We start from the raw sequence: 19302 nt of genomic DNA, 5'->3' as shown, positions 1-19302 counted from the left end.
GCTGTTTGCCGCCGGCAGATTTTTCCCGATGAGGGCGACCGGCACAGCCCTGTGCGCTCTTGCGTTCGAGTTCCAAGGAGGGGGGCTGGCCGCAGCGCATCACCGGGCGTGATGCTGCATAAGGGCCGCCAATGCGGGGCGGTGTGCGAAACCGCTGCGGCGTCGAAGCGCGGGCGACGAGGACGCCCTTTGACGTTCCATGCCCATGAAATCGGCAGGTTGGACTATGGTTGTGCCGCGAACCGCAACAGCATGCTTTGCCGCACGCACGGCGGCAGAAGGGGCCGTGCGCGCGCTTAGGGCTTATTCCTGCGAAATATAATCCGAAACGGGTTGAGGACTGCAAGCACCCGCCCAACGCCAATGGCCGCACCAGGCTTCGAGCACGCCGAAGGAACGTATTCCACAACTTTCTCCCCATCCCAGCTCCTGCAGCCTTGGTGCGTAATGAATTCATGCCATTGCTCTTTAGAGATGCAGACAGAGCCTTCCGGGATCCTTGAGTGGACAACTGGTGTGTAAAAGCCTTTTGGCAGCCCCTCAGCGTCAAAAATGGCGAAGATTCGCATCAGTATTTCCTCTCCGAGATTACGACTGTCTATAAAAATACAATATAAACAGTTAGTTGTCAATAATATAGGTTGTCGACAAGTCCTCCTTCCCTGGGGGCGATAGCCATTTCCGGCCCCCTTGCACTCTGCGCACGCATGTTTGTATACCCGGCGCATGAAACACCGCGCGCTTCTCCTCACCCTGGCCCTTTGTCTGCTTCCCGCCCTGGCCGCCGCCGCCGACCTGGACCGCCCGGAATTGGCGCGGCTCTTTGCGGAGCGCGGCTTTGTGGGCTGCTTCGCGGTCAAGACCGGGGCCGAGGTCCTGCGCGTGAATCCGGAGCGCGCGGCCACGCCGTTCCGGCCCGCGTCCACCTTCAAGATCGTCAACGCCCTGGTGGCGTTGGAGAGCGGCGTTGCGCCGAACACGGAGTTTGCGCTGCCCTGGGACGGCGTTGTGCGCGAGGTGCCGGCCTGGAACCGCGACCTGACTTTGGAGCAGGCCTTCCGCGCCTCGGCCATCTGGTATTTCGTAGAGCTGGGCAAGCGCAACGGACGCGAGCGACTGGGCGAGGCCATGCGCGGACTGGGCTACGGCAACGCCGACGCTTCGGGCTCGGACCAGTTCTGGATCGACGGCGGCCTGCGCATCAGCGCGGACGGGCAGGTGCGCGTGCTGGACCGTTTGCAGCGCGGCGAAACGGCGTTCTCCACCCGCAGCGTGACCCTACTGCGGCAGATGATGCTCACGGACAAGGGCGTTGGTCCGGACGGGGCCTGGGCGCTGTACGCCAAGACCGGCATGGCCCCGCACGGCAGCGGCGCGGCAGACGCCCCCGTGGGCTGGCTGGTGGGCTGGGTGGAGCGTGGCGGCAGGACCTTCCCCTTTGCGCTGAACATCACCGCCCTGCCGGGAGAGGCCAAGCCCATGGCGAAGCTTGCCCCTGCGCGCCTGGAGCTGGCGAGGATTCTGCTCGACAGGCTGGGCATTCTGCCCGCGAAATAGCGCGCCAGAGCGGTTGCCAGAACGCAAAACGGCCCGGCCACCCCCATGAGGGCAGCCGGGCCGCGGTGTTTAGTGCGCAGGGGGCTACAGCGCCAGCACGGCGTCCAGGCTTCCGGCGCTTTGGGCGATGGCGTCGTCCTTGCCTTCCAGGTTCTGCCCCACCAGCTTGGTCAGCACGCTTTTGGGGCCAAGCTCCACAAAGCGCCGCGCGCCAGCGGCATAGAGCGACTGCATGGTGGTGGTCCACAGCACGGAGGACGTCATCTGCGCCGTGAGCATGGCCTTGAGCACGCCGGGGTCGCGCTCCGACTGGCCGGTGACGTTCATGCACACCGGGAACTGCGCGGGCTGCCAGCGCAGGTCTTCCAGCACCTTGGCGAAGGCGTTGGCGGGCTCGCTCATGAGCGGGCTGTGGAACGCGCCCGAAACAGCCAGCGGCACGGCGCGGCCCTTGGCTTCCTTCACCAGGGCGGCAACGGCGTCCAGGGCGGGCTTTTCGCCGCTGAGCACGAACTGCGCGGGCGAGTTGTAGTTGGCGATGCGCAGGAAGGCGCCGCTGGTCTTGGCGGCGCGGTCCACCAGGGGCTCCAGGGCGGAGAGCGGCAGCTTGAGCACCGCGGCCATGCCGTGGCCCTCTTTGCCCGCTCCGGCCATGAGCTTGCCGCGTTCGCACACGGCCTTGATCACATCCTCCACGCCAAGCACCCCGGCGGCGCACAGGGCGGCGAACTCGCCCAGGCTGTGCCCGGCGGTCCCGACGACGCGAAGCGCCTCGGCCTTGGGCTTGGCGGCCAGCCACAGGCTCACGTTCACCACGGTGAGCGCGGGCTGCAGGGCCTTGGTGTCGCTCATCTCCGGTGCCGGGGCGGCGCCTTCGTCCCCCCAGTAAATTTCGCGCAATTTGAGGCCGGAGTGCTTCTCGGCCAGAAGCCAGAGCTCCATGGCGGCGCTCTGCGCCTCGGCCAGGTCGCGGCCCATGTTGAGCTCCTGCGAGCCTTGGCCGGGGAAAAGGACGGCGGTGGGAAGCATCGTCTACTCCTATGCGTTGTGTTGCTGGCTGTTTGCTTGCGGGGCCGCCTTGCCGAACAGGGCGCGCCGCAGGTCATCAAGGGTCTTGCAGGTTCCGGCGTGGAACAGTGGGCCGTAGCCCAGGCGCGAGGCCTGCTTGAGGCGCGTCTCGTGTCCGGCCACGGGCCGCACATGGCCGTTCAAGTCCAGTTCGCCCCAGAAGGCGGAGCCCTCGGGCAGTGGGGCGTCGTAGTACGAGGAAAGCACGGCCGCCGCAAGGCCCAGGTCCAGACCGGGGTCGCGCAGGGCCAGGCCGCCGCCCTGCTTCACGTAGATGTCGCTTTGGCCCAGGGGCAGACGCAGGCGCTTTTCCAGCACGGCCAGAATCAGGTGCAGGCGGTTGGCGTCGAAGCCCAGCGCCGCGCGGCGGGGAATGGAAAGGAAGGACTTGGTGGCCAGGGCCTGGATCTCCACGGCGAAGGGCCTGCGGCCGTCCATGGCCATGGAGACGGACGCGCCGGAGAGGGTGGCGTCGCGCGCGCCGAGGAAGAATGTCGAAGGGTCGTCCACAACGGCGAGGCCCTTCTCCTCCATGGTGAAGACGAGCAGCTCGTCCGACGGGCCGAAGCGGTTTTTCAGCACGCGCAGCACGCGCGAGTAGTCGCGCCGGTCGCCTTCCAGGTAGAGCACGGTGTCGACCATGTGCTCCAGCAGCTTGGGCCCGGCGATCTGGCCGTCCTTAGTCACGTGGCCCACCAGCACCAGGGTTGCCTGGCTGCGCTTAATGGCCTCCACCAACTCGCCGGACACGGCGCGCACCTGGCTCACGCTGCCGGGTATGCCCTCGGCCCGGGGGCTGGCCAGGGTCTGCACGGAATCGACGATGACCAGGCCGGGGTGCTGGCCCATGTCGGCCACGACGCCCAGGGCCTCGTCGGCGTTGTTGGTGGCCAGGGCCATGAGCCCGGGGCCGAGCAGCCCAAGGCGCTCCGCGCGGCCGCGGATCTGCGCCAGTGATTCCTCGCCGGAAATATACACGGTGCGCGGCGTTGCGGCCTTGTGCGCCTGGCCGAGCTCCGCCTGCCTGGCCGCCAGTTGGAGCAGCAGGGTGCTTTTGCCCACGCCGGGCTCACCGCCCAAAAGCAGCGCCGCGCCGGGCACCAGCCCCGCGCCCAGCAGGCCGTCCAGGGCGGGAATGCCAGTGGGCCGTGCGCGCACCGCGTCGCCGCCCAGGTCTTCCAGGGCCTCGGGGCTGCTCAGGTTGGCCGGGCGGTTCTTTGCGCCGGTGCCGCGCGCGCTCCAGCCGCCTTCCACGGCCACGGCCTGCATGGTGTTCCATTCGCCGCAGCCGGAACACTGCCCAGTCCAGCGCGGGCTTTTAGCCCCGCAGGCCGAGCAGAGGTATTCTTCGCGCTGTTTCGCCATGGGCGCGTTATGCCCGGTTTGCGGCCTCATGACAATCCGGAGCCGGGCCGTCGTCTTCCCGGCCCCCTCGTCCATGGTTCAGCTTCCTGTACCTGTTGATGAATTTGTCAAAATCGCAGAGTTTTGTTGACAGAAGCAGAAAATTCCCTGAAATAATGGATACCCCCTATGCTGCGTTGCCCAAGGAGTTCCCAATGGTGCTTGATCTGAGGAAAAAAATTGTCGGCGGCTTCGCCATCGTGCTTGCCGTGTTCGCGGCGTCGGGGCTTTACGCCATCATGAACCTGCGGGAGCAGCAGACCGTGGTGCACGAGGTCGTGACCAACGACATGCCCATGGTGGATGTGCTGAACGAAAGCGCCGAGCTGCTGCAGGTGTACCGCAAGGCCGAAAAGGACGTGCTGCTGAACATCGGCGCGCCGGAAAAGCAGCAGGAGTACGTCAAGAAGCTGCAAGCCCTGAGCGCGGACACGCACAAGCACCTGGCCGAGCTGGACAAGGCCACCGCCGCCAACGAGGACCTTGCGCCGGAAATCCGCAAGCTGCCCGCCGTGGCGCAGGAGAACTTCGCCAGCTATGACAAGGTTGTGCTGGCCCTGGCCGACAAGCTCGCGGCCGACCCCACCGGCCGGAACATGGACTACCTTGCGGCCAATGCCTTGCTCAGCAAGGAGAAGAACAGCATCCACAAGGCGGAGAGCGTTCTGGCCGAGGTGGTGACGGGCATAGGCGCCATGCGCGACGTTTCCGCCACGCTGCGCGACGACATGCGCACCCTGGGCACTCAGGCAGAGGGCATCGGCCAGATCATGAACGTCATTTCCGACATCGCCGACCAGACCAACCTGCTGGCCTTGAACGCCGCCATCGAGGCCGCCCGCGCGGGCGACGCCGGGCGCGGCTTCGCCGTGGTGGCCGACGAGGTGCGCAAGCTGGCCGAGAAGACCATGGCCGCCACGCGCGAGGTGGGCGAGGCCATCGGCGGCATCCAGGGCGGCACGCGCAAGAGCCTGGACGGCGTGGAGCGCGCCGTGGACACGGTGGAGCAGGCCACGGAAAAGGCCCGGCGCTCCGGCGAGGCCCTGCGCGAAATCGTCGAGCTGGTTGAGGCCTCCTCTGACCAGGTGCGGGCCATCGCCACGGCCAGCGAGGAGCAGTCCGCCGCCAGCGAGGAGATCAACCGCAGCATCGAGGACATCAACCGGCTCTCCGCGGAGAACGCCGGGGCCATGCGCCAGGCCTCCGAGGCCGTGACCGAGCTGGCCGCCCAGACCCGCACCCTGCGCGAGCTCATCGAGACCATGAAGCGCGGCGGCTAGGGCGCCGGCATCCTCAAACGCAAAAGCCCCGGCAGGACAGAACGTCTTGCCGGGGCTTCTTTGCGTCAGCGTGATTGCGCGTTAGGGCTTGCGCTTCTTCCAGGCGTTCAGGGCCGCGCTCTTGGGTTCGGTCCAGCCCAGGGGCGTTTGCCGCGCGGGCGTTACCACCACCTCGGAGACATCATCGCCGCGCAGCACCAGCACGGTGACCGGCCTGCCGGCCTCGGCCTCGGCGCGGGCGCGGGGCGCATAGGATGCGGCGAAGGCGGCCGCGTCGGCCACCACGGCCTCGGGCCAGGCCGCGGCGTCGGCCTCGGCTTCGGTCTTGGCCGCGTACTGCCGCCCCACGGCCAGGGGCCCGATGAGGTCCTTGAGCCGGAAGCGCAGGTCCGTCGGGGTCACGGCCGCCTCCAGGGCGTTGTTGGCCTGCTCGTTGCGGCCGATGGAAAGCCAGTACGGACCGGCCCAGTACTGCCGCCCCAGGTGCGAGAACTCGAAGTCCTCCGGGCCGGGCTCGGCCTTGTGGGTGATGATGGGCAGGTAGCGCGCGGCGGGCTCGGCCTCGGCCAGGCGGCAGCCGCCCGCCGGGGTGGGGATGTCCGTGATGCCGAAGTGCGCGGCCAGTTCGAACTGGCCCTGCCTGCCCCGGCCCCAAATGCCCGGCAGGCGCGTGCGGTCCACAAGGCCGCTTTTCTCCATTTCCGTGGGGCCGAGCTTCTGGGCCGAGAGCGGCCGCAGCAGCACGTCGGCCACGCCCGCGTCCTTGCGGATGAGGTTCAGGGCATCGGCGCGCTGGCTCATGGGCCGCTGGCCAAGCACCTCGCCGGAGACGAGGAATTTCGCGCCGAACTGCGCAAGCAGGCCGCGCGCGTGGCGCAGCATGAGGATCTTGCAGTCCACGCAGGGGTTCATGTGCTTGCCGTAGCCGTGCTCCGGCGCCACCAGCATGTCCAGGTACAGGCGGCGCACGTCCACCAGCAGGGTTTCAATGCCATAGGTGGCGCGCCAGTGCTCCACCAGGTGCGGCTTGCCGAAGAACGGGCTCATGTAGTGCAGGCCTAAAACGCGCAGGCCCTGCTCCTGCAGCACCTTGATGGCCAGGATGCTGTCGAGGCCACCGGAGAAGAGGGCGAGGGCGTCCCAGGTTTTGCCGGAGATATTTGCGGGAATGTCCATGCGCGGGCTCTTACGTGAGGCCGCTGGCAAGGGCAAGGGCAGGGGGCTTTGCCCAGCCGCCAGGGGGTAGGCGGTATGCTTGACGCCCTGCCGCCGCCGCGCATACAGGTGTTTTCCTTGATGTCTCGCGCCGTGGCAGGCCCTGCGGACGGCAAGGGGAGCGGCTTTCCCGCGGCGGAACCCGTCCGGGGAGCTCTGGGGACGTGTTGGTGCGAAATGGCCGGAACCGGCTGATTGTTCATGTGATTTTTCCGCAAGGAGGCGCTGGATGGCGTTCACCGTAAAAGATGTGCTGCGTTTGCAGGTTGCCCCGGCCCTCGGCTGCACCGAGCCCGTGGCCGTGGCCCTGGCCTCTGCCGCGGCGGCCTCGCTTTTGCCCGGCGGACGGGACACGGCGGAGAGCATAGAAGTGTGGGTGGACCCCAACGTGTACAAGAACGGCCTGGCGGTCTCCATTCCCGGCACGGCGGGCCTGTGCGGCCTGGACACGGCCGCCGCCCTGGGCGTTGCCGGCGGCGACGCGGCCCTGCGCCTGGAGGTGCTGGACCCGGTGACGCCGGAGGTTGTGGAGGCCGCCAAGCGCATGCTGGCCCAGGGCCGGGTGCAGGTGAACCTGCTGGCCGACAGGCGCGGGCTGCTCATCCAGGCCGTGGCCAAGGGACGCACGCCGGATGGCGCGGCCCACGAGGCCCAGGCCGTCATCGAGGGCCAGCACGACCGCATCGTCTCCCTGAGCCTGGACGGCGAGGACATCGCCGCAAGCCCGCTGCTGGCCGAGGGCGGCGTGGGCGGCGGCGGGCAGATGGCCGAGCTGGAGGAATGGCTGCGCGGCCTCTCCCTGGCGGAGCTGCTGGTGCTGGCCGACGACCTGGACGCCGAGGACCTGGCCTTTTTGCAGCAGGGCGTGGCCTACAACACCCGCCTGGCCGAGCACGGGCTCAAGTTCGGCTGCGGGCTTGGCGTGGGCAAGACCTTTGAGCGTCTGGCCCGGCAAAAGCTCATCGCCAAAGACCTTTCCCTTGCGGCGCGCATGCTCACCAGCGCCGCGGCCGACGCGCGCATGGACGGGGTCAAGCTTCCGGCCATGAGCTCCGCGGGCAGCGGCAACCACGGCCTCACGGCGGTGCTGCCCATCTGGGCGGTGAAGGACTATCTCGTCTGCACGCAGGAAGACGTGCTCAAGGCCATCGGGCTTTCGCACATCGTCACGGCCTCGGTGAAGGCGCACACGGGCAGGCTTTCCGCCGTATGCGGCTGCTCCGTTGCGGCCGGGGCCGGGGCCACGGCGGGCATCGCCGCGCTCATGGGCGGCGACCTGCACCACATCGCCGGGGCCATCAAGCTGCTCATCGAGGACCTGGCCGGGGTCATTTGCGACGGAGCCAAGGCGGGCTGCGCGCTCAAGCTGGCCACGGCCGCGGGCACGGCGGTGCAGGCCGCGCTGTTCTCGCTGCACGGCATGCGCGTCAGCGCCACCAACGGCATCATCGCGGAATCGCCGGAGCAGACCATGCGCAACGTGGGCCAGCTCTCCACCGAGGGCATGGTGGAGACCGACCGCACCATCCTGGCCATCATGATCGAAAAGAAACTGGCCGGATACGTGTGAGCAAGGCCGCGCCAGCCGATCTTGCCCTGCCGCTCGCGGTCGTGCGGGCAGGGCGGGCCGACCACCTGGAGCTGCTTGGGGTCTGGGAGGCCTCGGTGCGGGCCACGCACCATTTTCTGGCCGAGGCGGACATCGCCGCCCTGAAGCCGTAAATCCTGCACGAGTACTTCGCCCTTGTGGATCTGTACCGCCTGCGCGGGGCCGGGGGCGAGGCGCTGGCCTTCATGGGCGTGGCCGGGCAGCGGCTGGAGATGCTCTTTGTCCGTCCCGGCAATTTCCGGCAGGGATTGGGCGGGCGCTTGGTCCGTCACGCCGTGCGGGCGCTGGGCGTGCGCGAGGTGGACGTGAACGAGCAGAATCCCGGAGCCCTTGCCTTCTACCAACGCCTGGGCTTTCAGATAGTTGGGCGGTCCGCCGTGGACGGGCAGGGCAGGCCGTTTCCGCTGCTGCACCTGCGGCTGCTGGCCTGAGCGCGGCGCAAAAAACGCCCGGCCAAGTCAGCGCGACCTGGTCCGGGCGTTTGTCATTCACAGATGCCGCTTGCCCGCCTGGGGCTAACGCACCACCAAAACCGAGCACGGCGCCAGGGCCACCACCTTGCTGGCCACGCTGCCCAAAAGCAGCCGGCGCGCGCCCTTCTTGCCGCGCGTGCCCATGACCACCAGATCGAAGCCGCCCTTCTCGGCCGCCTCAACGATGAATTCCTCCGGCGAAACGCCCGTCTCCAGCACTTCCTTGGCGGTCACGCCCTCGGCCTTGGCCACGGCCTGAGCCGCGTCCAGCGCCTTGGCGGCGCGCTGCTTCAGGCGATCGGTCGCCTGGCCGCCAAAGAGGCTTTCCATGTCCTCCACGGCTTCGGCAACGGCGAGCAAGGTCAGCTCCGCGCCTTCCTTCTTGGCCATTGCGGCGGCCTTGGCCACGGGCAGGTGCGCAGTATCCGACGGATCAACAGCGACGAGAATCTTCATGGAACTCCCCCTTGGTTGCGGTGCTGCCGCACCGTGCGGGGCCTGGCGGAACAAGCCTTGCGCGACCCCTGGAGCAAGGCTCGAAGTTTGAGGGAACACAAAAGAAGAATATGTGAAAAAGCGGACAAGTCAAGATTTGCCATGAAGTGAACGCACGCGGCCGCGCGCAGACGCGGGGGCCGGGCTGCATGCTGTCGCAGGGCGTGGCGTCGTCAGCCGCACGCGGGCGTCCGCGGGGGCGCCGGGTACTTGTGCGGGACGCCGACAGGCAGAGCGCTGCTGTGTCGTGTGCGGGCGGGCCGTGTGCGGATGCGTGGAGCCCGCCGCGCAGGACGTGGCCCCGCCCCATTGCGCGGCTTCGGACAGGGGCGCGTCGCGGCCGTGCCCACATCCTGCCCGGCACGGGCGCGGCGGCTACATCTGCCGGACCTGGGACTCGGCCTGGCGCATGATGCGCGCCACCGGGCGCACGCAGACGCCCGCCGCGAGCATGATGGCCCCGCTGACGCCGAAGAGCACCGCGTGGCTGCCATCGGCGGCCATGATGGCCCCGCCCAGGAAAGGCCCCACGAAGAAGCCTGCGTCCACGGCGATCATCAGCAGGTTGGCGTTGTACGTGCGCATGCGCGGGGTGGAGATGCTGAGCATGCTCGAGTTCACCAGGGGCATGGTGAGGGCCATGCCGACGCCGTAGAGCGCGGCCATGACCAGCAGAAGGCCGGGCGCGCCAGCATAGGCGAACAGCGGCACCAGCACGCCAAGGCCCAGAAAGGTCAGCTGCAGGGCCAGACCCCGGTTCAGGCGGTCCAAAAGCCGCCCGCCCACCACGCGCACCGAGATGGTGGCCGCGTTGGCGCAGGTGAAGAACGCGCCGGGGTTGGCCGCGCCCAGGCCGGTGGCGAAGTCGCGCATGAAGAAGAACACGATGGCGTGGGCCGCCACGAGGCAGAAGTTGGCCGCCACCAGCAGCAGCACGCCGCCGGATTTGAACGCCGCGCGCACCTCGTCCCAGCCGGGACGCTCCAGGTGCGAGGCCGGCAGGGAAGCGGCCAGGGCGCGGGTGCGCCGTCCCAGGGGCACCAAGAGCAGAAAGGCCGGCAGCATGAGCGGCGCGGCCAGGGCGTAAGCCTTGCCGTGGCTGGACAGGTGCGGCAGCAGCACTTCCACAAAGGGCGGCATGATGGCGTAGGGCAGCAGAATGGTGACGGAGAACAGGCCGAAGCCCTGGGCGGTCTTGTCGCGCGGCAAAAAGGCCATGAGCGTGCCCATGAGTCCGGTGACCACGGTGACGAAGCCCATGCCGTGCAGAATGCGCACGCAGGCCAGCAGGGGAATGCTGGTGGCGAAGGGGTAGCTCAACAGCGAAATGGTGGCCAGCGCCATGCCCACGCGCATGAACTGCACGCCGTTCTTGAGCGTGAGGTACCGGCCGAGAAACGGGCGCACCACAAGGGCGGTGAGCGGCTCCAGGGCCAGCAGCGGCCCGCGCCAGGCCGGGGCGATGCCGAGCTCCGTGAGGTAGCTGTAGAACCCGTAGAAGATGGCAATGTTGCAGAAAGCCAGCACGCTTATGGCGCAAATGGCCGCGAACTCGAAGCTCAAAAGGCGCGGCTGGTCCTGGGGAGCAAGGGGCGCTGTCGCTTGGGCGTTCAGGGGCATGGGGAATCCTGTTCTGCGCCGTGGGGCTGCGGCCAGGGCATCGGGCCGCGCCACAGCTGGCAGGTGCAGGAGATACCAGAGCCCGTGCCGGGTCGCAACCGGCGTTTCCGGCGATCTGCCGGGAAAGGGCGTGCTGCACGTTTTACAATATCGTCCATTTGTGGGCCTTGTCGTGTCTCTTATTCGTCTTTTTTGCGCCATTAATTTCCAATAAATCCTGGGAAAATTGTTTTACTGCTACATTATTGTCATAATTGCCTTCAATTTTGTCTTTCCACGCTCCGGAATTCTGGCTAAGAATGTCGCGCCGCCGTACGGGGCGGGCGGCAATCCCTCATCATCCCGGCCGGCGGACCAGCGCCGGGAGCTGACCACCGCGCCCCACGACAAGGGAGTGACACATGATCCAGGCGGGAGACACCGCATTCGTCCTCGTCAGCGCCGCGCTGGTGCTGCTCATGACGCCGGGCCTGGCGCTGTTCTACGGCGGCATGGTGCGCGGCAAGAACGTGCTCGGCACCTTCATGCAGAGCTTTTTCCTCATTTCGCTCATCAGCTTCGAGTGGATCATCCTGGGCTATTCCATGAGCTTCGGCCCGGACATCTCCGGGGTCACGGGCAGTCTGGCCTGGGCCTGGGTCGCGGGCGTGGGCGCGGCTCCGAACCCGGACTACGCCGCCACCATTCCCCACTCGGTGTTCATGATCTACCAGTGCATGTTCGCGGTCATCACCCCCGCACTCATCACCGGCGCCTTTGCCGAGCGCGTGCGCTTCGCACCCTTCCTCGTGTTCAGCCTGCTGTGGGCCGTGCTGGTCTACAATCCCGTGTGCCACTGGGTGTGGGGCGCGGGCGGCTGGCTCAAGGCCCTGGGCGTGGTGGACTTCGCCGGCGGCATCGTGGTGCACCTGACCTGCGGCGCGGCGGCCCTGGCCGCGGTGGCGGTCATCGGTCCGCGCAAGGACTACGGCAAGCGGCAGTTCTTTCCGCACAATCTGCCCATGACCCTCACCGGCACCGGGCTGTTGTGGTTCGGCTGGTTCGGCTTCAACGGCGGCAGCGCCCTTGCGGCCGACGGCGTGGCGGCCACGGCCTTTGTGGCCACGCACATGGGCGGCATGGCCGGCATGGCCATGTGGATCATCGTGGAGTGGTGGCACCGGGGCAAGCCCACCACCCTTGGCGCGGCCTCCGGCGCTGTGGCCGGGCTGGCCACCATCACTCCGGCGGCGGGCTTCGTCACCGCGCCGGCGGCCATGGCCATAGGCCTTGTGGCCGGCGGCGCGTGCTACCTGGGCGTGCTGGCCAAGTCGCGCCTGGGCTACGACGACAGCCTCGACGTCGTGGGCATCCACGGACTGGGCGGACTCATCGGCACGCTCATGGCCGGTCTTTTCGCCACCAAGGCCGTGAACGCGGCGGGCGTTGACGGGCTGTTCTACGGCAACGCGGCCCAGTTCGGCATCCAGGCCATGGGCGTGGGCGTCGTGCTCGTGTACGCCCTGGTCCTCAGCTGGGCGCTGCTCAAGCTGGTGGACAGGTTCATGGGCCTGCGCCTCACCGCGGACGCCGAGTCCCTGGGCCTCGACCAGTCCGAGCACACGGAATCGGGCTACAGCGACAGCCTGGACATCGGCGCGCGCTAGAACGTGCGGCATCAGAATGCGGAAGCCCCCGGCGTTGCGAAACGTCGGGGGCTTTTTGTTTTGCGCGCGGCAGGGCGGATGGCCTGCGCGGCCAACGGACGCAAGATCCGGAAAAGGGCAGGGGGCTATGTGCTGGGATCGGCCTGGGGCGCGCGCGTCTCAAGCAGCAGCCACGTGACGACCCTGCCCCCGGCCGCGGGCATGATGCTCCCCTCGGCCACGAGAAGCGGCGGCAAGACGACGCCTTGCGCCTGCCAAACGCCGGATTGCGGGCAATCCTGGCCTGTGATGACGCTGTTCTTCCGTCTGGGGGGATTGTTCATGGCCGCTCCTGCGTAGGACCATCTATACGTATTGTAGGGCGCCAACTATGTCAACGCTTATATTGATACTGACAAATATGACCGTCATTGACGCACCGTAGGGTCCCGCGCATATTGCAGGCACAAAACCGCATTGGAGGTCCACATGGACGCACCCGTTCTTCTGCAGCGCGAAAAGCTCGCCCCGCACCTCATCAAACAGCTGGGCAACCGGCGCATGGCGGCCAGCTACTGCCCCACGGCCGCAGCGGCCAAAGCCGAATTGCTGGCGCTCATTCCCGGCCCGGCCAGCGTGCTGCGCTGCGGTTCGGAATCCGTGGGCGGCCTGGGACTGTGGGGGGCCATTGCGGCCAAGCCTGGCGTCACGCTCATGGATCCTTACGAAAAGGGACTGACCCCGGAGGAGGCCTTCGACATCCGCCGCCGTGGCTTCATGGCCGATGTGCTGGTGACCAGCACCAACGCCCTCACCCTGGACGGGCGGCTGGTGAATTTGGACGGCAGCGGCACCCGCGTGGCGCCGATGATCTTCGGGCCCAAGAAGGTTGTGCTCTTGGTGGGCATGAACAAGGTCGTGGCCGACCTGGAGTCCGCCTTCGCCCGCGTGCGCACGGTGGCCGCCCCGGCAAACAACATGCGCCTCGCCGGTCCCCTCGGGCTCAAGAACCCCTGCGTCGAGGACGGCCGCTGCCACAACTGCCGCAGCGAGACGAAGATCTGCAACGCCTGGACCATCATCGAGGGCTCCAGCGTCAAGGACCGCATCCATGTGCTGCTGGTGGGAGAGGACCTGGGGTACTAGCTTTTGCGCCACTCCGGCCAAGCCAACGGGCGGGGCTGACCGCACTGCGGCGCCCCGCCCTTGCGCGGAAAATCGCCATGGCCTTGCGACAACTGCCGCTCTTCTGTATGCTCCGCGAACCTGGGCGCTCCGCGCCCCGCACGTTCACGAGGAGCAGGAGCTTATGCCAGGCCGCGATGCTGCGTCAGAAATCGAAAGTTCCCCGCTTCTGCCGCCCGCGCCGATAGAGCGCACCAGATTCCTCTGCGCGCTGTTCCTCGCTGTCACCGCCGTGCTCGGCCTGGCTGGCGGGCTCACGGGCACGCGGATTCTGGACAGCTCCGCGCGGCTCTTGGTGCCCATGGCCCCCAGCACGGCCGCCATGTTTCTGCTGCTGGCCCTGCCGCTGCTGCCCGTGGCAGCGCGTTCACGCATGCATTCCTCGCCGGGCAGATTGATTCTGGCCGCCCTGGCCGGAATCTTTGTGTTGCTGAACCTGGCGGGTTACGGCTCCGGGAGCTCCTCGGGCCTGCTCGACTGGTGGTTCCGCCAGCTGACGCTCATGACCGGCGCGCCGCATGTGAACATGTCGCCGGCAACGGCAACCCTGTTTGTCCTCTCCAGCATCTCGGCCATGGCCACCTTTTGGCGGAACGGCGGCTCCCGCGCCGCCGGCGGGCCCCTTGCGGGTTTGCTGGGCCTGGCCGTGGCCGCAAACGGCTGCGTCTTTCTCCTCGGCTATGCCTTTGGCACGCCGCTTCTTTACGGATCCGGCGTGGTGCCCATGGCCAGGTCCACGGCCTTTGCCTTCATGCTGCTTGGCGCGGTTTTGGTCTGCGCATCCGGACCGGAGCAGCTGCCTCTGCGGCTCTTCATCGGGCCGACGACCAAGGCCAGCCTGCTGCGGGCCTTTGTGCCGCTCATGGTTGCGCTTTCGCTGGGCAATTCTTTGATTCAGGAATGGAGCGCGCCGTATGTGGGCGAGGGCAACGCCCTTGTCGTGGCGGGCATCGCCATGGCCAGCGCCGCGCTTGTGGGAATGGTCGTGCTGGTTGTGGCGCGGCGGGTCGGCGGGGCCCTTGATGTGGCCGAGCAGCGCCGTGACGAGGCCGAACAGGTGGTGCGCGCGGCCCTGCACGAAAAGACAGTGATGCTCAAGGAACTGCACCACAGGGTGAAGAACAACATCCAGATCGTGAGCAGCCTGCTGACGCTCCAGGCCGAGTATGTCGTCGACCCCAGGGACCGCGTGCTGTTCGAGGAAAGCCGCAAGCGGCTCAAGACCATGTCCATGGTGCATGAGCATCTGTACGCCTCGGCGGACCTTTCGTCCGTGGACATGCGCGGCTATGTGGAGCAGTTGGTGCGGACCCTGGTTGAGGGCGCGCGGCCGCCGGTGCGCACGGAGTTCGTCCTTGAGGATGTCCGCCTGCCGATCATCCAATGCGTGCCCTGCGGCCTGCTGCTGAACGAACTGGTGATGAACGCCTTGAAGCACGCCTTTGCCCAGGCGGAAGATCCCTTGCTGCGCGTGGCGCTGCGCCCGGAGGGCGACGACCTGGTGCTGGCCGTGGAGGACAACGGCCCCGGCCTGCCGGAAGGCTTTGACCTTGGCGGGCACGGGACCCTGGGCCTGCTGCTTATGGGCAGCCTGGCCCAGCAGCTGCACGGGAGCCTGACGGCGGAGAACGGCGAACCGGGCGCGCGCTTCGTGCTGCGCTTTCCACGAGACGACAAGTAGAGCCCCCGGGCGGAGGGCAAACAAAAAGCCCCGGCGTGCCGGGGCTTTTTGTTTCCGCGAAGGGCGGGAGGGGCTATTCGGGGAAGTGCACCTGCACCTGTTCCTGATCCTCCACGCGGGTCTTGATCTCGCCGATGACGTAGCCCGGCACGTCCATGCCGGAGAGGCGGTTCATGATGTCCTCGGCCACGTCTTTTTTGGCGATGAGCACATAGCCGATGCCGGTATTGAAGATCTGCAGCATTTCCGGCCAGGAGAGCTTGCCCTGGTTCTTGAGCCACAGGAACACCGGGGTGACAGGCCAGGAGCCGAAGCGCAGGTGCGCGGTGACGGCCTTGGGCAGCACGCGGGGCAGGTTGTCGTAAAAGCCGCCGCCGGTGATGTGCGCCATGCCCTTGATGGGCAGGTCGCGCAGCAGGTTGAGCACGGGCTGCACGTAGATGCGCGTGGGCGCCATGAGCGCATCGGCCACGGTGACGGTGTCGCCGGGCAGAATGTCCGTGCCCTTGAGTCCGGAGGCGTCGTAGATTTTGCGGATGAGCGAGTAGCCGTTGGCGTGGGGGCCGCTGGAGGCCAGGCCGATGATCACGTCGCCGTTGGCGATCTGCGAGCCGTCCACGATGCGCTCGTAGTCCACCATGCCCACGCAGAAGCCGGAAAGGTCGTATTCGCCCTCGGGGTAGAAGCCGGGCATTTCCGCCGTCTCGCCGCCGAGCAGCGAGCACTTGGCCTGCTGGCAGCCTTCCACGATGCCGGAGATGACGCGCACGGCCACGTCGGAGTCGAGCTTGCCGGTGGCGAAGTAGTCGAGGAAGAACAGGGGCCGGGCGCCCTGCACCAGCACATCGTTCACGTTCATGCCCACCAGGTCTATGCCGATGGTGTCGTGTCCGCCGAAGGCGAAGGCGAGCTTGAGCTTGGTGCCCACGCCGTCGGTGCCGGAGACGAGGACAGGGGCTGCGATGTTGCCCAGGTCGGGCTTGAACAGCCCACCGAACCCGCCGATGCCGGAGAGCACGCCCTTGGTGTGGGTGCTGGCGGCGAGGGCTTTGATGCGCTCCACAAAGGCGTTGGCCTCGTCGATGTTGACCCCGGCAGCCTTGTAGGCATCGGCGCGATGGGACATGTTTTCTCCTCCTGCATGAAACGGCGTCGGTATTGGGCCGTTGCTTCTTTGTATCCGCGCAGTGTATACTGAAGCCGGGCAAGATTCAAATCTTAATTCCGAAGCCCTCCGGCCAGGCCGGATGTCCGAGGAGGTCGCCATGTTCCCCGTTCTGCTTCGCCGCGGCAAAATAACGCCTGCGTCCGCCCTGCGCGCGGTTGCTCTTTCCGCTGTGCTTGGCTTGGGCCTTTTTTGCGCGCCCGGCCTGGCGCAAAACGCCGTCAAGGGCCCGGCGGAGATTCCGCCCCCGCCCCAGAAGCCCGTGCCCATGAAGATGCTGGAGGAGGGCGCCGGAAGCCCCGGCGCGGAAAGCGTCCACAAAAGCAAGTTCCCGAACATCGACACGGCCAAGAACCGCCGGGACTATGAAATGGGCACCGACGCGGGCCAGCACAGCATCACGCTCGGGCGCGACGAGGAGAGCGGCGACACGGTGATGATCCACAAGCCGCCCAAGCAGGTGCAGCCGAAAACGTCCTTCGAGGAGCAGCCCATCCAGGTGCGGCCCATCGTGCCCACGGGACCATACGGCCGGTAGGTCGCTGCGGGTATTGGACACAAAAAAGGGCAGCTCCGCGGAACCGCCCGTCGTCTGCCTTGTCCGCATCCACCCCGCGACCAAAGGGCCGCCTGCCGCGTTTTTGACGCGCCGCGCTAGCCCATGCCCTTTTCGCGGTAGAGATCCAGGTTCCACTTGAACACGAACTTGCCCAGGCCGGAAACCTCGTCGAACTTCAGCGGCTTCCACACCATGCCCAGGTCCTCGTCGATGAAGCCCTCGGCCACGAACTCGAAGCCCAGGGCGGTTTCGCTGATCTGCGGGTCGTAAAACACGTTGCGCAGCGCGGCCTGAACCCAGAAAATGGCGGGCGGCGTACCCGGGGCGGCCACGGCCCGGAAGTTCATGGCGAAGCGCTCGCCCTTGAGCGGCTGGGGCATGGCCTCGCGCATCAGCCCGGCGTTGACCAGAAGCCGCACGCCGTTGGCGGAGAAGTTGTCGACCTTGTAGAGCTTTTCCTTCATCTGCTCCGGCGAGAAAAGGGGCTTGAGCTTGGTCATGTCCTGCCGGGCGGAGAAATCCGGCCAGACCGTGAGCTCCGGCACCTTGCGGGCGTCCACCTTGACGCGGACGCTGCGCCGCAGCTGGGCGCTCTTGAGATTTTGCGGAAAGGCCAGGCTGAAGTGCACCACGCCGCTTGGCCGCAGGGTGACCTCGCGCACGACCGTGTCGAAGGTGAGGTACTGCTCGCGTTCGCGCACCTCGCGGTCGCGCACCCGGAAAAAGCAGGAGAGGCTCGCCCCGTTGAAGGCCTGGGTGGCGCTCTTGAGGCTCGAAACCTCGATGGTCATGCCGCCGGCGTCATAGTCCAGCAGCGTGCCCGTCAAATCCTTGATGCTCGTTATGCCCTCGTCGAACTCGAGCTTGAGCTTGGAGCGCTGGTCACGGATGTCCTCCAGCAGATCGAGGATCATCAGCTGCTTGCGCTTGGCGTCGTCGTTCTCCCGGGACCAGAGGGCGCACACGTTGTAGAACCTCGCTTGCCAGGGGTGGTCATATCATGAAGCCGCAGGAAACCGGGCCGGGAGGCGAAGATCCGCCGTCCGGCCCTGGCGGTTTCTCATGCAAACCCTGGTCCAGGGACAACTTTTCTAGTTCACGGCGTTCGTCGCCGGGCGGTTGGGGTCGCCGCCGCCGGCAAGAAGCTTTTTCCGGTATTCCTTGACCTGGTCCAGGCTGTTCCAGCCCGCGTACATTTCGCGCCACTCGGCAAAGGGCATCTTGCGCTCGTCGAGGTAGGCCTCGTGGCCCTTGAGCCATACGCCGAAGACGTACAGCTCGATCTTGAAGGCCTTGGAGTCCATGGCCTTGGAGATGACGTCCGGGCCGTACTTGGAGCCGTCGTACCGGGCGCCCACAAAGGCGCACACGGAGGTCTGGCACTTCTCGTAGCTGATCTCGGTGTTGTTCAGCATGTCGAGCAGGGGGGCCAGGTGCTCCTCGTGCTCGTAGATGGCCTTCACGTCGTCCTCGGGAATTTCGAGCAGGAGCTTGCCGTTCTTCTCCACGGCGTAATAATGCCTCAACCACTGCTCGAACATGAACACCTCGGCGATGTCGGCCACCGCCTGGGTGTGAGTGTTTTTGATCATTGCTGCGACTCCTCGGTCGATTTGATTATCGCGGGTGTGAACCCGCCCGGTGATAATGAGGCCTGGGGCGGCCCGCGTCAAGGGCGGGGCTTGACAGCCGCGGACGACGCTTTACATACAGGGCAATGTGCGCTAGGAAGCGCGCAGTCAAGGCGCGTAGCGCGCATTTTTCCCAGGAGGACACATGGGCAAGCATAAGAAAGTTGAGAGAATGAAGGAAATCGGCCGTCGTCGCAAGCGTCGCGAGGAACGCCTCAAGGAACGCATTCGCGAGGCCAAGGCTGCGGCCAAGAGCAAATAGGAATCAGGTTGGCGGGCGGTCTTCGGGCCGCCCCGTCCTTTCCGGGCCTTCAGGGCCCGTTTTGGTTTGGAGGAAATTCCATGCCCATCTACGAGTACAACTGCCAGGACTGCAAGCAGATCTTCGAGGAATGGCAGAAGGACTACGAAGAACGGGACATTCCGTGTCCCGTGTGCGGCGGCACCGCAAGCCGGATCATCTCCAGCACCTCTTTCGTGCTCAAGGGGGGCGGCTGGTATGCCAGCGGCTACTCCGGACCTGCGCACACCCCTGAGAGCACGGCCCCGGCCGCGCCCGCGGGAGAAGCCGCAGCCAAACCCGCCGAAAAGCCAGCCGCGGCTCCAGCCGCGACAAGCACGGCGGCCAGCAGCTAGTCATACGGAACAAAAGGCAGCCACCGGCTGCCTTTTTCATGCGCTTTTCCCGGCGCGCGGCGGCCGCCGCTCCCTCATCCGGACCACGGCCGTCTGGAC

General features: G+C 66.8%; 18 protein-coding genes and 1 pseudogene. 10 read left to right on the top strand and 9 right to left on the bottom strand.

What is annotated here, in order from left to right:
• The first annotated feature begins 726 nt into the window (after positions 1–726).
• Positions 727–1557 carry a penicillin-binding transpeptidase domain-containing protein gene (locus ACYQ4W_RS11965; protein WP_459856889.1) on the top strand — a complete coding sequence of 277 codons (831 nt, stop codon included), beginning with the start codon at positions 727–729 and terminating at the stop codon, positions 1555–1557.
• Between the two features lie 84 nt (positions 1558–1641).
• Here the strand turns inward: ACYQ4W_RS11965 and ACYQ4W_RS11960 are convergent, their stop codons facing one another.
• Both ACYQ4W_RS11960 and radA read right to left on the bottom strand, forming a co-directional pair.
• Entirely contained in the window at positions 1642–2586 is a 945-nt protein-coding gene (locus ACYQ4W_RS11960) for an ACP S-malonyltransferase (protein ID WP_459856886.1), read from the bottom strand.
• A 9-nt stretch (positions 2587–2595) separates the two neighbouring features.
• Positions 2596–3990, bottom strand: coding sequence for a DNA repair protein RadA (radA, locus tag ACYQ4W_RS11955; RefSeq protein WP_459856883.1), 1395 nt, complete (start codon positions 3988–3990; stop codon positions 2596–2598).
• A gap of 674 nt (positions 3991–4664) precedes the next feature.
• Between radA and ACYQ4W_RS11950 the strand changes: the two are divergent.
• Positions 4665–5309 (top strand): annotated as a pseudogene (locus tag ACYQ4W_RS11950) (methyl-accepting chemotaxis protein); the annotation flags it as partial.
• 81 nt (positions 5310–5390) lie between these two features.
• On the opposite strand, the gene ACYQ4W_RS11945 reads toward ACYQ4W_RS11950, so the two are convergent.
• Positions 5391–6485 (bottom strand): adenine nucleotide alpha hydrolase family protein, encoded by a 1095-nt coding sequence (locus tag ACYQ4W_RS11945; protein ID WP_459856880.1) that lies wholly within the window; start codon positions 6483–6485, stop codon positions 5391–5393.
• A gap of 268 nt (positions 6486–6753) precedes the next feature.
• On the opposite strand from ACYQ4W_RS11945, the gene ACYQ4W_RS11940 reads away from it, so the two are divergent.
• Genes ACYQ4W_RS11940 through ACYQ4W_RS11930 form a run of 3 tightly spaced genes read left to right on the top strand, consistent with a single transcriptional unit; the run spans position 6754 to position 8564 of the window.
• Positions 6754–8094, top strand: coding sequence for an L-cysteine desulfidase family protein (locus tag ACYQ4W_RS11940; protein WP_459856877.1), 1341 nt, complete (start codon positions 6754–6756; stop codon positions 8092–8094).
• Positions 8091–8246, top strand: coding sequence for a GNAT family protein (locus tag ACYQ4W_RS11935; protein ID WP_459856875.1), 156 nt, complete (start codon positions 8091–8093; stop codon positions 8244–8246). Before ACYQ4W_RS11940 ends, ACYQ4W_RS11935 begins: the two co-directional genes overlap by 4 nt.
• A gap of 24 nt (positions 8247–8270) precedes the next feature.
• On the top strand, positions 8271–8564 hold the full coding sequence (locus ACYQ4W_RS11930) for a GNAT family N-acetyltransferase (RefSeq protein WP_459856872.1): 294 nt from the start codon (positions 8271–8273) through the stop codon (positions 8562–8564).
• Positions 8565–8648: 84 nt separating this feature from the next.
• Here ACYQ4W_RS11930 and ACYQ4W_RS11925 read toward each other — a convergent pair whose 3' ends face one another.
• Together ACYQ4W_RS11925 and ACYQ4W_RS11920 are read right to left on the bottom strand one after the other, a co-directional pair.
• The gene (locus ACYQ4W_RS11925; RefSeq protein WP_459856869.1) at positions 8649–9062 is read right to left on the bottom strand and encodes a universal stress protein; all 414 of its coding nucleotides are present in this window, start codon (positions 9060–9062) and stop codon (positions 8649–8651) included.
• Positions 9063–9476: 414 nt separating this feature from the next.
• Complete coding sequence (locus ACYQ4W_RS11920; RefSeq protein ID WP_459856867.1) at positions 9477–10721, bottom strand: MFS transporter; 1245 nt, start codon at positions 10719–10721, stop codon at positions 9477–9479.
• Positions 10722–11122: 401 nt separating this feature from the next.
• Here ACYQ4W_RS11920 and ACYQ4W_RS11915 point away from each other — a divergent pair, with 401 nt between their 5' ends.
• Complete coding sequence (locus tag ACYQ4W_RS11915) at positions 11123–12367, top strand: ammonium transporter (RefSeq protein WP_459856864.1); 1245 nt, start codon at positions 11123–11125, stop codon at positions 12365–12367.
• 125 nt (positions 12368–12492) lie between these two features.
• Here ACYQ4W_RS11915 and ACYQ4W_RS11910 read toward each other — a convergent pair whose 3' ends face one another.
• Positions 12493–12690, bottom strand: coding sequence for a hypothetical protein (locus tag ACYQ4W_RS11910; protein ID WP_459856861.1), 198 nt, complete (start codon positions 12688–12690; stop codon positions 12493–12495).
• A 145-nt stretch (positions 12691–12835) separates the two neighbouring features.
• Here ACYQ4W_RS11910 and ACYQ4W_RS11905 point away from each other — a divergent pair, with 145 nt between their 5' ends.
• Both ACYQ4W_RS11905 and ACYQ4W_RS11900 read left to right on the top strand, forming a co-directional pair.
• The gene (locus ACYQ4W_RS11905) at positions 12836–13492 is read left to right on the top strand and encodes a lactate utilization protein (protein ID WP_459856859.1); all 657 of its coding nucleotides are present in this window, start codon (positions 12836–12838) and stop codon (positions 13490–13492) included.
• A 163-nt stretch (positions 13493–13655) separates the two neighbouring features.
• Positions 13656–15212 (top strand): sensor histidine kinase, encoded by a 1557-nt coding sequence (locus ACYQ4W_RS11900; protein WP_459856857.1) that lies wholly within the window; start codon positions 13656–13658, stop codon positions 15210–15212.
• A 73-nt stretch (positions 15213–15285) separates the two neighbouring features.
• Here ACYQ4W_RS11900 and purM read toward each other — a convergent pair whose 3' ends face one another.
• Positions 15286–16338 carry a phosphoribosylformylglycinamidine cyclo-ligase gene (gene purM / locus ACYQ4W_RS11895; RefSeq protein ID WP_459856854.1) on the bottom strand — a complete coding sequence of 351 codons (1053 nt, stop codon included), beginning with the start codon at positions 16336–16338 and terminating at the stop codon, positions 15286–15288.
• 139 nt (positions 16339–16477) lie between these two features.
• On the opposite strand from purM, the gene ACYQ4W_RS11890 reads away from it, so the two are divergent.
• Positions 16478–16915 carry a hypothetical protein gene (locus ACYQ4W_RS11890; protein ID WP_459856852.1) on the top strand — a complete coding sequence of 146 codons (438 nt, stop codon included), beginning with the start codon at positions 16478–16480 and terminating at the stop codon, positions 16913–16915.
• A gap of 116 nt (positions 16916–17031) precedes the next feature.
• Here ACYQ4W_RS11890 and ACYQ4W_RS11885 read toward each other — a convergent pair whose 3' ends face one another.
• Positions 17032–17901 carry a PilZ domain-containing protein gene (locus ACYQ4W_RS11885; protein ID WP_459856850.1) on the bottom strand — a complete coding sequence of 290 codons (870 nt, stop codon included), beginning with the start codon at positions 17899–17901 and terminating at the stop codon, positions 17032–17034.
• Positions 17902–18027: 126 nt separating this feature from the next.
• Positions 18028–18528 carry a hypothetical protein gene (locus ACYQ4W_RS11880; RefSeq protein WP_459856847.1) on the bottom strand — a complete coding sequence of 167 codons (501 nt, stop codon included), beginning with the start codon at positions 18526–18528 and terminating at the stop codon, positions 18028–18030.
• A gap of 381 nt (positions 18529–18909) precedes the next feature.
• Between ACYQ4W_RS11880 and ACYQ4W_RS11875 the strand changes: the two genes are divergently transcribed.
• The gene (locus ACYQ4W_RS11875; RefSeq protein ID WP_459856845.1) at positions 18910–19203 is read left to right on the top strand and encodes an FmdB family zinc ribbon protein; all 294 of its coding nucleotides are present in this window, start codon (positions 18910–18912) and stop codon (positions 19201–19203) included.
• The last annotated feature ends 99 nt before the right edge of the window (positions 19204–19302 follow it).

The organism is Humidesulfovibrio idahonensis, from assembly GCF_054657715.1.
This window is presented reverse-complemented; position numbering and strand designations above follow the sequence as displayed.